Origin of the sequence: Pantoea sp. EKM101V, assembly GCF_011800325.1 — a bacterium.
In the GTDB taxonomy this organism is placed as follows: Bacteria; Pseudomonadota; Gammaproteobacteria; order Enterobacterales; family Enterobacteriaceae; genus Pantoea; species Pantoea anthophila.
Window position 1 is genome coordinate 231,908 of sequence record NZ_JAALFP010000004.1, and the last position, 12,234, is coordinate 244,141.

The 12,234-nt window shown below is 59.0% G+C and carries 8 protein-coding genes; 4 read left to right on the plus strand and 4 right to left on the minus strand.

The window, feature by feature from the left end; translation table 11 throughout:
* The first annotated feature begins 21 nt into the window (after nucleotides 1–21).
* The gene (locus tag HFD92_RS08965; protein ID WP_167428794.1) at nucleotides 22–1,365 is read left to right on the plus strand and encodes a carbohydrate porin; all 1,344 of its coding nucleotides are present in this window, start codon (nucleotides 22–24) and stop codon (nucleotides 1,363–1,365) included.
* 226 nt (nucleotides 1,366–1,591) lie between these two features.
* Here HFD92_RS08965 and yegD read toward each other — a convergent pair whose 3' ends face one another.
* From yegD to HFD92_RS08980, 3 genes are all read right to left on the minus strand, one after another.
* Nucleotides 1,592–2,944 (minus strand): molecular chaperone, encoded by a 1,353-nt coding sequence (gene yegD, locus HFD92_RS08970; protein ID WP_046102197.1) that lies wholly within the window; start codon nucleotides 2,942–2,944, stop codon nucleotides 1,592–1,594.
* Between the two features lie 75 nt (nucleotides 2,945–3,019).
* Nucleotides 3,020–6,355 (minus strand): diguanylate cyclase, encoded by a 3,336-nt coding sequence (locus HFD92_RS08975; RefSeq protein WP_167428795.1) that lies wholly within the window; start codon nucleotides 6,353–6,355, stop codon nucleotides 3,020–3,022.
* Between the two features lie 163 nt (nucleotides 6,356–6,518).
* Nucleotides 6,519–7,133: a phosphatase PAP2 family protein gene (locus HFD92_RS08980; RefSeq protein ID WP_009089238.1), complete on the minus strand. Its 615-nt coding sequence runs from the start codon at nucleotides 7,131–7,133 to the stop codon at nucleotides 6,519–6,521.
* Nucleotides 7,134–7,417: 284 nt separating this feature from the next.
* Between HFD92_RS08980 and udk the strand changes: the two genes are divergently transcribed.
* From udk to asmA, 3 genes are all read left to right on the plus strand, one after another.
* Complete coding sequence (udk, locus tag HFD92_RS08985) at nucleotides 7,418–8,059, plus strand: uridine kinase (RefSeq protein ID WP_009089240.1); 642 nt, start codon at nucleotides 7,418–7,420, stop codon at nucleotides 8,057–8,059.
* A gap of 81 nt (nucleotides 8,060–8,140) precedes the next feature.
* A complete protein-coding gene (gene dcd, locus HFD92_RS08990; RefSeq protein WP_009089244.1) occupies nucleotides 8,141–8,722 on the plus strand; it encodes a dCTP deaminase in 582 nt (193 codons plus the stop codon).
* Between the two features lie 12 nt (nucleotides 8,723–8,734).
* On the plus strand, nucleotides 8,735–10,558 hold the full coding sequence (gene asmA, locus HFD92_RS08995) for an outer membrane assembly protein AsmA (protein WP_167428796.1): 1,824 nt from the start codon (nucleotides 8,735–8,737) through the stop codon (nucleotides 10,556–10,558).
* 13 nt (nucleotides 10,559–10,571) lie between these two features.
* On the opposite strand, the gene HFD92_RS09000 is transcribed toward asmA, so the two are convergent.
* Complete coding sequence (locus tag HFD92_RS09000; protein WP_167428797.1) at nucleotides 10,572–12,143, minus strand: TerC family protein; 1,572 nt, start codon at nucleotides 12,141–12,143, stop codon at nucleotides 10,572–10,574.
* Between the last annotated feature and the right edge of the window lie 91 nt (nucleotides 12,144–12,234).

The following is a 12,234-nucleotide window of genomic DNA, read 5'->3' on the forward strand; positions in this document are numbered from 1 at the left end:
ACTCACATAAGAAAACGCACCATGAAAAACAGACAAGCAGAGCACGCTTTTCCGCTGCGCCGTGTGGCAACCGGCACCCTGATCCTGGCTATTCTCTCCGCGCCCGCTATGGCGGCTGACGCTCTGAGCCCGGATTCCGAATGGATGTTTGGTGACTGGGACGGTTACCGAACGCAGCTGCAGGACGAAGGGATTAAGTTTGACGTTAACTACACCATGGAAAGTGCCGCTAATCTGGGGGGCGGCGCAGATACCAACACCACCATGCGCTACAGCGATCAGTGGACGTTTGGCACCAACTTCGACCTGGAAAAACTGCTGAACTGGCAGGATGCAGAGTTTCAGATGACCGTCACTAACCGCGACGGACAGAATCTCTCTGAGCAGGTGGCGGATAAACGCACCGGTATGCTCTCATCGGTTCAGGAGGTGTACGGTCGCGGTCAGACCTGGCGGCTGACGCAGTTCTGGTTGCGCAAAGGGCTGTTCAACGATGTGGTTGATCTGAAAGCCGGGCGGGTCACCGTGGGCGAGGACTTCGATAACTTCGACGGCAATCTGTTCCAGAACCTGGCGCTGGGCAGCGGCCAGGCGGGTAACTGGCGCGGCGACCGCTGGTTCAACTGGCCTGTCTCGCAGTGGGGCGGTCGGGTAAAAATCAATATGACGCCTGAGCTGTTCTTCCAGGTGGGTTTCTACAACCAGAACCGCGCCAACTACGATCGCGGCGATGGCTTCCGGCTGGATACCAGCAACTCTGAAGGCAATCTGGTGCCGGTCGAACTGGGCTGGAAACCGACGTTCGGGCCGGAGAAATTACCGGGTAACTACCGCATCGGCTACTACTACTCGTCAGTGGATGGCGATGTCTATGGCAGCTGGCGCAACGGCGGCTATCAGGATCAGGCTCACGCCTATGGCGGCTATCTGCTGTTACAACAGCAGCTGACCGCGCAGGATGGCGATGTGAATCGTGGTCTGGGCGTGCGGGTGCAGGCTGTGATGAACGATCACAAGACCTCGAAAACCGACAACTACCAGTCTGTCGCCTTGACCTGGACCGGTCCGTTTGATGCCCGTCCGCAGGATGAGATTGGCGTAGGCGCATCACGCATTCATGTGAACAGCGACTATACCCGCTCACTGCGTCAGCAGAATCAGGCTAATGGTGAGAGCCGCTTTGACAGCCCGACCTATCTGCCGATTCAGGAAGGGTCAGAGTACAACTATGAGGTTTACTACAACGCCAAAGTGACGAACTGGATGTCACTGCGACCTAACCTGCAGTATGTGGTGGCACCGGGCGCGGTGAGTGAAGTTAAAGATGCCTTTATCGGCGGTATCAGCGCCAATATTGCCTTCTGATCCTCAATAACACCTGAACGGACGACTCTCAGACGTAAAGCGATGGGAGTCTGCGCCAGTAGCAAAGCATAGCGGGCCAGGGATGGCCCGCGCTGAGCCCGCCAGGGATGGCGGGTTTTGCGTCTTTGCGAAAGGCACAGGCTCCCTGAGCCTGCTCTCAGTTACCCGCAAAAAAAACGGCACTCACGGGTGCCGTTTTTTCATTGCAGAGTAAAGAAGAGCACTATTACCGGAACAACACCTCTGCCCAGCGGGCCAGACCGGCCGTGACCGAGGCGAAATCATCGCCACCGGCAATCGGCGTGTCGGGCAGCGTCTGCTGCAGCGCCGCGCGCAGCAGAGGCGAACGCGCACTGCCGCCCGTCAGGTAAATGACATCAGGCTTAATCTGGCTGGTGGCTAAGGCGAGCTGCACCTGCTCAAGAATTTTCTCCAGCGGCTGACTGATCGCCTCCTGCAGCTGACCCACACTCACGTCTGTCTGCAGCGCGGCGGCCACGAAGTCGAGTGAGGCGGTATGCACCGGGGCGTCTGACAGCGCAATCTTGCTCTCTTCCGCCGCGCGCACCAGGCGGTAACTCAGCTTCTGCTGCCACACTTTCAGCAGACGCGCCACGATGTCACCCTGTTCTGCGTCACGCACTAAATCCCGCAGCCATTTCCCGCAGGCGGCGCTGTAAAAGTCGCTCTGCGCCGGCACATCGTTGATGGCAATCGCGTTCCACCACGGCAGCGCGGGCAGGGCGGTGCCCTTCTGAGTGTTGCCGCCCAGACCCAGCAGCGGCATCAGCGTCTTAAAGGCCAGCATGATATCCAGATCGTTACCGCCGACGCGACAGCCACTGTGGCCCAGCAGGCTTTCACGACGGTCGGCTCTGTTGCGCCATTGCGGGCCCATCAGCAACATCGAGCAGTCGGTGGTGCCGCCGCCAATATCCACCACCAGCACCCGCGTCTCCTGCTGCAGGGTCGCTTCGAAATCGAGTCCAGCGGCGACGGGTTCAAACTGAAACTCAACGTCACGGAATCCGGCGCGGTGGGCGGCACGCAGCAGGATACCCTCTGCCTGCTGGTTCGACTCATCGCTGCCCAGCCCCTGGAAGTTGACAGGGCGACCGATCACCGCCTGATCGAGGGTCTGCCCGAGCTGGCTTTCACCCTGCTGGCGGATGTGCAGCATCATGGCGCAGACCAGATCTTCAAACAGGGCGATCTGCTGTGGCTTCAGGCCACTGGCACCCAGAAAGGATTTGGGGGATTTAACGAACCAGACATCTTCGGGATCGACCATGTAGTGCTGCAGGGCGGTCAGACCAAATTGCACGCTGCCGGGCTGAACCTCGATATCCTCTTCGCGGTTGTAACGCAGCGCGCGCTGCAGCAGCGCGGTGGTTTCACTGTCTGGGGTGGCCACCTGATGATGGCGATAGAGCCATTCGCTGACCGACTCGCGGGTCGGTGCACAGATCATTGACGGCAGCAGACGCTGACCCTTTTCCAGCGTTAACAGACGCGGCGAGCCATTTTCGCTCACTGCAATGGAGCAGTTAGCCGTGCCGTAATCGAATCCTATGAACATTTTCGCCCCCATGCCGGAAAAAAGGGGGCGACTTTAGCGCAGCTTCAGCAGGGTGGCAAGCGGCCAGCGCGGGAATCAGCGGATAGCAAAGAGGCGATCTTCTGCCAGGGAACGGAGCGGCTGACGCTCGGTTACCGCGCTGCCCCAGACGCCATCGACGTCAAGATCAGCCAGCGTGCTAAGCACCGCCGGAACGGAAACCGGACCCGCCAGCACCGAAATATGGCGCTGCTTTGCCTGGCCCTGAATGATGGTCAGCAGCATCTCATCCATCAGGCTGGTGTGGGCGTTAGCGACCAGTTCCGGTGCCAGCACCAGGTAATCGACCACTTCGTCACTCAGCAGATTAAAGGCGTCCAGATTGCGGCCAAAATGGTGCAGCGCGATGCGACAGCCACACTCACGCAGCTGCAGCAGCGCGGTATAGAGCCGATCGCTCTTACTCAGTACGCTGGCGGCCGGGAAAGCAAAACCACAGCGGCTGCTGGCGAGACCTGCAGCGACAAAGCGCTGACAGAGTTGCTGCACAAAAGCGGCGTCACCGAGCAGCTCTTCACTCAGCGGCAGGATGACCGGGATCCCTTTTTTGTTGAGCGTCCCGACGTCCTGGCGGAAAAAGGCCTCGATGATATTGCTATCGAGCCGGCGACGCAGCGTTTCATCCGGCAGGTTATGACGCAGCAGGGCTTCATCCACCAGAATCCCCTCCGCAGTCAACAGCTGGACCTCCAGCAGCCAGATAAAGGCTGACTGAGGCGTTTTAGGCGGGGCGACAGCCCAGGCGGGCAGCTCAATTTGCAGCGCATCAATCATCGCAGCATCCACTCCCTGAGGGTTGCCCGGCAGCGGCAGACGATGCTGTTCAAAGACGACCAGCCGTCCGCGCCCGCTGCGTTTGGCGTTGTAGCAGGCGATGTCTGCCTGCGACAGCACATCACCGCTGACACAGTTGTCAGCGGAAATCTGTGTGACGCCCGCGCTCGCCCCCACCTGATAGCGGCGTTCCTGCCACTGGAAACGATAGTCGTTTACGGCGGCCACAATCCGCTGCACCACGTCACGCGCCTGGTCGACCTGACAGTCGGCCATCAGCAGGGCAAACTCATCGCCGCCCAGTCGGGCCAGGAAATCACTGCTGCGCAGATGGTGCTGCATCAGCTCTGAGAGTTCCCGCAGTAACGCATCGCCCGCAGCATGGCCGGCGCTGTCATTGACCGCTTTAAACTTATCCAGGTCGATGAACACCAGCACGTGCTGATGATGATGTTCAGCCGCGTCAAACAGCAGTCGCTTAAGCTGCAGCTCAAAACTGGCCCGGTTAGGCAAACGTGTCAGGGTGTCATGCAGCGCGCTGTAGCTCAGGCGCTTCATCAGTTTTCGCGACTCGCTCACATCCTGAATAACCATCACCGCGCCCTGTTCAAGACCCGCTTCGGAGCGCAGTGGCGTAATGCTGTAGTGAATATCGATATGGCCGCCATCCGGGGTGTGCAGCACCAGATCTTCATCCAGATCGGGGGTGATTTTTTCTGGCGGTAACTGGCACAGAAGCAGATTCTCCACCTCAGGGCCGGTCTGTCCCTGGGTGATGTGCAGCAGCTCGCTCAGCGGCTTGCCGGCGGCCTGCTCCTGAGACCAGCCGCTCATCTTCTCCGCCACCGGATTCATAAAGGCCACGCGCATCGCTTCATCGGTACTGATCACCGCCTCGCCGATCGAGTCCAGGGTGATCGCCATGCGCTCTTTCTCCTGAAACAGCGCTTCATTAAGATCGCGCAGCGGCGTAATGTCCTGACAGATGCCGAGCATACGCTCGATACGGCCCTCTTTACTCAGCTGCCGGTTCGCCTGCGTGCGGATCCAGCGCTGACCCTGCGCGTCCACGATGCGATACTCCATATGGAACGCACTGCGCAGCTCTATCGCCTGCTGCACCGTCAATGCGGCATATTCGCGATCGGCGGTATGCAGCAGATGGAGCCAGAGGTCATAGCTGGGCGACTCATGCGGAGCCAGACCAAACAGGGCGTACATGCGCTTGTCCCACAGCATCTCGCCGGTCAGCAGGTTCCACTCCCAGACGCCGATGCCGCCCGCCTCATTCGCCAGCGTGATGCGCTCCATCAGGCGCCGGTTTACCTGCTCGCTCTTTTTCAGCTCGGAGATGTCGATGATCTGCGCAATAAAATAGAGCGGTGCCGTGTCGCCGTCACGCACCAGCGACACCGTCAGCCGCGCCCAGACGATCTCACCATCCTTGCGGAAATAGCGTTTTTCAAAGGTGTAGGTATCAATCTCACCTTCCAGCAGCTGGTTTACCTGCTGCAGGTCGAGAGCCAGATCGTCGGGATGGGTAATCTGCTGAAACGTCAGCCGCTTCAGCTCCTCCGCCGGATAACCCAGGATCTGGCAAAGCGAACGGTTCACCTGCAGCCAGTTACCCTGCGGCGCGACCAGCGCCATACCGATCGCGGAGTACTCCATCGCATGACGGAAACGGGTTTCACTGTCGGTGATATGCAGCTTTTCGCGCCGGAACGCATCCATCACCAGCGACATAATATGGCTGGGGATCAGGACCAGCAGGAAGGGTAACCAGCTGGAGACCGGGCCCAGCGCGGTGTTGTTATTCACCACGCTGACCAGGTTACAGGCCAGCAATAATGCGATAAAGCTGGCATTGAGGAAGAACAGCACAAACGCCTGCAGCTTAGGCAGGCGAACGGCGCACCAGAAGAGGATCACCACGATAAAGGTAAAGGGCCACGGCATAAAACGCAGTGCCAGGTAGCTGGCGCCTAAAGTGATAAGCAGCGTCAGCACGCACTCCGCCGGACGCAGATCGCTGAAGTGCGCGCGCCGCAGCGGCCACGGCATCAGCAGTAACATCGGGCCTAACACCAGCATGCCGATGATTTCAGAGATCACCCAGGTATAGAAGAAGGGAAACGACGCGTGCCCGCTAACCCTGAGCATCCACAGCGCCAGCAGCCCGCCGAGCAGCGGGGTCACAATGCCCACCGACAGCACCAGCCGTGCCCAGTCGTGCAGCGAATTCAGCGGCGCACGCCGATCGAGCAGGGCGCGCAGCAGCATCCCGCCCACGCCCGCCTGCACCAGGTTGAGCAGGGCGAATTTAATGTTAGCGAGGGCAGGGCCGATGACGATGGCATTAGCGGCTGCGGTGCCGAGCACGCAGGCCGTCAGCAGCAGCGGCAGCTGACGTAGCGGGCAGCGAAACACCACAATAGTCATGAAGGTGGTCGGGAACCAGAGCGGTGAAATTTTCACGCTCACCACGATCAGTTCAAGACAGAACAGCGTCAGGACAAATACCGCACAGCCCAGGAGCAGGGCCGAGAGCCAGTGGCCAGGTGTGCTATTTTGCGGGGCAAAGATCTCAATCGTCATGCAGACTTCCGGCAGGGTGCAGGGCTCCGCAATGGCGAATCAGGCACCGGTCATTCTCTGACTGCATGCTAGCACATTCGGCAAAGAAAAAAGGGAGGAAATCGAGTTTGCCCGTTATTCAGCGAATTGACGGGCAGGGAAATATCGATGGGCAGCCTGTTGATTACTGGCGAAAAAGATCGGCCCGGGTGTAGGGTTTTTCCAGACCCGCCAGGCTGGCAGAGAAGCGCTCCAGAAACTGCTGGGTAGTGGCAACGCGACCGTGACTCATCAGGACAAACGGCACGAGCAGCGCGGCCCCGATTTGCGGCCAGCTGAAGCCCTTTAGCGCGGTGCGGCGCTGGGAGATCAGAAACGCGGTGCTCAGCGTGAAGCCCAGCAGCAGACCGGTCGCCACCTCACTTTTCGAGTGTGCGTGGATAACGAGACGGGAGAAACCGACCATCAGCGGGATCAGATAGCCAACGCCAATCGCCGCCACGCGCAGCAGCGCAGGCCAGCGCCCGGAGATCAGCCACAGCATCACTGGCCACAGGGTGGCAGACATGGCGCTGTGACCGCTGAAGCCGGTAAAGTTGAAGCGGGCGCTGCCGATGCCAAAGCCCAGAAACAGAATTTTAGAAAGGCTGACGGTCAGACCGGCCAGGCCAAATGCCACAATCCAGTAAAACACCGTAAGACGGTTATCACTCTTCCACGGCAGAATCAGCGCAATAATCACCGCTGTCGGAATCAACAGCATGCTGTCGCCAAAATAGGTCAAAGTCTTCCAGTGCATACAACTCCTGATGCATCATTCGGTCGTCACGTTCGCGACACGGGTTATCTGAACGGCCCGCTGCGCAGGCCATTTTTTTCTGAGTAGGGGGTGACACTAGTTTATCGGTGAAATGAGTGGCGTCCAAAGGAGAAAGTCTGAAAAGTCGCAGACGCCATTTCTCTGGCATCAAAAGGCCGAAATCCCTATACTTAGCGCGAACACACCCTCTCCATTTCGGCCCGTCAGCTGCCCACGTAATGTGTGACCAGTGGCAGGCTCCAGTTATCAGGTCTTAAAAAAGTATGACTGACAAGTCCCATCAGTGCGTGATTGTAGGCATTGCCGGCGCTTCCGCATCCGGTAAAAGTTTAATTGCCAGCACGCTCTATCGTGAAATCCGTGATCAGGTTGGTGGCGAGCATATCGGGGTTATCCCGGAAGATGCGTATTACAAAGATCAAAGTCACCTCACCATGGAAGAGAGGGTTAAAACCAATTATGACCATCCGAGCGCGATGGATCATGATTTACTGCTGCAGCATCTGCAGGCCGTCAAAGCCGGGCAGGATATTGAGCTGCCGGTGTATAGCTATGTCGAGCACACCCGCACCCAGGAAACGCAGATCCTCAAGGCGAAGAAGGTAATTATCCTTGAGGGGATCCTGCTGCTGACCGACGCGCGCCTGCGCCAGGAGCTCAACTTCTCCATCTTCGTGGACACGCCGCTCGACATCTGTCTGATGCGCCGTATGAAACGTGACGTCAATGAGCGTGGCCGCTCCATGGATTCGGTAATGAGCCAGTATCAGAAGACCGTGCGTCCGATGTTCCTGCAGTTTATCGAACCGTCTAAGCAGTACGCGGATATCATCGTGCCACGCGGCGGGAAGAACCGTATCGCCATCGATATCCTCAAGGCGAAAATCAACCAGTTTTTTGAATAGTTCACGTCCCTGAGGACGTGAGGCAGACCGGCGGCAGGCACGCCTGCCGGTTTGCTACACTCATGTCATGGAGTTACCGCAATGAGATTATGCGATCGCGATATCGAAGCCTGGCTGGACAGCGGCAAGCTGGCGATTGAGCCGCGTCCGCCGGTCGAGCGCATCAACGGCGCCACGGTCGATGTGCGCCTGGGCAATCAGTTCCGTACCTTCAGCGGTCATACCGCAGCCTTTATCGATCTGAGCGGCCCGAAACAGGAAGTGAGCGCGGCACTGGATCGCGTGATGAGCGATGAGATCGTGCTGGCGGATGGCGAAGCCTTTTTCCTGCATCCGGGTGAGCTGGCCCTGGCGGTAACGCTGGAGTCGGTGACGCTGCCGGACGATCTGGTGGGCTGGCTGGATGGTCGCTCTTCGCTGGCCCGGCTCGGACTGATGGTGCATGTCACGGCGCACCGCATCGATCCCGGCTGGCAGGGCCGGATCGTGCTGGAGTTCTACAATTCCGGTAAACTGCCGCTGGCGCTGCGTCCCGGTATGCTTATCGGCGCGCTGAGTTTCGAGCCGCTTTCTGGCCCGGCTGCACGCCCTTATAACCGTCGTGAAGATGCCAAATATCGGGGTCAGCAGGGCGCTGACGCCAGTCGTATCGACAAAGACTGATCTGAGGATTTGATGAAAAGAGTGATAACCACGCTGGCCATCCTGTTAGTGGTGGTCGTAACGGGAATGAGCGCGCTGGTACTGCTGGTCAATCCCAACGACTTCCGTGCCTATATGGTGCAGCAGGTCGAACAACGCAGTGGTTATCAGCTTCAGGTCAGCAGCGATCTGCGCTGGCACGTCTGGCCGCAGCTGAGCATTCTCTCCGGCCGGATGAGTCTGACCGCGCCGGGTGCCAGCCAGCCGCTGGTCTCGGCCGACAATATGCGGCTGGATGTGGATCTCTGGCCGCTGTTATCCCATCAGCTGAGCGTCAGCCAGGTGTTGCTGAAAAATGCGGTGGTGCGCGTCACGCCAGACAGCGCTGCCCGGCTGAGCAAAAATGCCCCCCAGGGACCCCGTGATGCCGATCCGGTTGCTCCCTCCGGCGGCTGGTCGTTTGACATCGCGAAACTGCAGGTGGCAGACAGCCTGCTGATCTGGCAGCAGCCAGGCGGCGACGAATACAATTTTCGCGACCTCAACATGAACATGGAGCAGGACGCGAACAAGCAGGCGACGCTGGCGCTGAGCACCACGCTGATGCGCAACCAGCGCAACGCCACTGTCACCCTCAAAGGTCAGCTGGATGCCGCCCAGTATCCTCATCGTCTCACCGGCCAGCTCCAGCAGTTTGATTACACCCTTTCCGGTGCCGATATCCCGCCTCAGGGCATTAAAGGTTCGCTGACCCTGCAGGGCGAATGGAATGGCGACCGCCAGCAGTTTGCCTTCAGCAACCTGCAACTCACGGCTAATGACACCACGCTGACCGGTCAGGGTGAGGGCCATATTGCGCCGCCGCAGCGGCTGGCGCTGGATCTGAAAGCGACCACGCTGAACCTCGATAATCTGCTGAACGGTGCCCCCGTTGCCGAGACGCCCGGCGTGCAGCGCGCGACCGTCGCACGGTCGCCGGTGATTGCTGCGCCGCGTGAAACCCGCAATGCCGATTCCCCGCTGAACGAGATGGATCTGGCCCTGAAATTACAGGCGGACAGTGCGGTCTGGCGCGGACTGTCGCTCACCGGCCTCACCGTCGATGCCAGCAACCAGCAGGGGCTGATGACCCTGAACACCCTGCGCGGCAAATTGGGCAATGGCAGCTTCTCGATCCCCGGCAGCATTGATATCCGTCAGCCGGAGACGCAGGTGGCCCTGAAGCCCCAGCTCCGGCTGATTGCCATTCAGCCGCTGCTGAAGGCATTTGCGCTGCCGGAGAGTCTGCAGGGCAATCTGAGTCTTGATGGCGAACTGGCCGGCGACACGCTGAATGTCGAGGCGGCCAAACGTCGCTGGCAGGGCAGGGCGACGATCAGCGCCAGTAACCTGAAGCTGGCTCAGATTAACCTTCAGCAGATGGTGCAGCGCGCCGTGGCGCGGGTGAGCGACAAAGTCAGCAATACAGAGAAGGCCGATGAAGGCATTGAGTCGATCAGTGCGCAGGTCGCCCTGAATAAAGGTGTGCTCAGCTTCAGCGATATCGAAGGCAATGGTCAGGATCTCGGCTTACAGGGCGCGGGCAGGGTGGATCTGGCGCAGCGTCAGTTGGATGTCACGCTGGGTCTGAAAATTAGTGGCTGGCAGGGTGACGACGCGCTGGTGAAGACGCTGTCTGCTCAGCCGATTCCGCTGCGTATGTATGGCGACTGGGACAGTCTGCAATATTCACTGCCGGTGGATGCCGTGCTGCGTGACCGGTTGCAGAGTGAAGCGAAATCCCGGCTCAATCAGTGGATCGATCGCCAGAAAGATGACGAGAACAGACAGAACCTGAAGAAAATCCTGCGCCCGTAACGGGCGCAGGTTTTTACACCCCCTCAACAACAGGGGGCTGGAAGAGGATCTCCACCTTCTGAACCCGGTGGTTTTCAACCTGCAGGGTCTTCAGCAGATAGTCGCCCAGCTGCAGCGCATCGCCTGCCTGCGGGATGTGTTGCAGCTTATCCATCAGTAATCCTGCCAGCGTATGATAGTCGCGCTGCTCATCCAGCGGCAGCTTCACATAGAGCGCCAGATCTTCCAGTGGCATGTGGCCGTTAGCCACCCAGTGGCCTTCAGCCAGAATCTGAATATCGTAACGGGCGTCGATTTCACCGGCTTCGTTCGGCAGATTGCCGGCGATAGTTTCCATCACATCACTCAGGGTGACGACGCCCTCCACCGAACCAAACTCATCCACCACAAAGGCGAAGTGCGTGTGCGCCTGGCGAAACTGCTCCAGCGCCTGCAGCAGCGTCAGGCGTTCAGGAAACACCAGCGGCTGGCGGATCAGGGCGCGCAGGTCGAGCGACACGTTGTGCAGTGACTGATGCAGCAGATCGATGACGTGAACCACACCGAGCGGTTCGCTGGAGTGGTCGGTAATCAGGATTCGCGTGTGCTGATTGCGGTCGAGGCGTGACATGATCTCTGCCGGGTCGTCACTGAGATCAATATGTTCGACGTCATGGCGCGAGGTCATGATGCTGTTGACGTGGCGCTGACCCAGGCCCAGCACCCGGGCAATCATCACCCGTTCCTGCCGGTTAAACAGCATGCTGTCATCGCTGTCTGCAATTAGTGACGAGGTCTTTGCGTCCAGCTCCGCCGGTTCCGCCGCGCCACGCAGCAGTCGCAGCACCGCCTCCGCCGTTCGCTGACGCAGCGGGCGCCCCGCCGAGAGAACCCGCCTGCGGTTGAAGTGAGCCAGCTGGTTCAGCGCTTCAATAATTACCGAGAAGCCAATGGCGGCGTAGAGATACCCTTTCGGGATCACAAAGCCAAAGCCCTCCGCCACCAGACTGAAGCCAATCATCAGTAAAAAGCTTAAGCAGAGGATGACAATCGTCGGATGGCTGTTCACAAAGCGGGTTAAGGGCTTACTGGCCAGCAGCATCAGCAGAATGGCAATGGTGACCGCAATCATCATGACCGGCAGGTCGTTGACCATCCCGACGGCCGTAATCACGGCATCCAGTGAAAAGATTGCGTCCAGCACCACAATCTGCGCCACCACCGGCCAGAATTTAGCGCCGCCTTTTTGTTGACCGCTCTCTTCATCATGGCCTTCCAGCCGCGCATTCAACTCTGTTGTGGCCTTAAATAGCAGGAAAATCCCGCCTGACAGCAGCAGCAAATCGCGCGCACTGAAGGGATGGCCCGCCAGCGTAACCCAGGGTTCCTTCAGCGTAACCAGCCAGGAGAGCGAAGCCAGCAGCAGCAACCGGCACAGCAGCGCCAGCAGCAGTCCGATCACGCGTGCCCGGTCACGAAGCGGCCCGGGAAGCTTTTCAACCAGAATGGCGATGAAGATCAGATTGTCGATACCTAAAACCAGTTCCAGAACGATTAGCGTTACTAATCCTGCCCAGAGCGAGGGATCCGCCATTACGTCCAGCATCTCGTGTTCACCTGAATATTTTAAATTGCGTTTTCTCTGATGATAGTGGAGTGCGAAGCCCGGTACAAATGGCAGGGCAGGGGCGTTACAG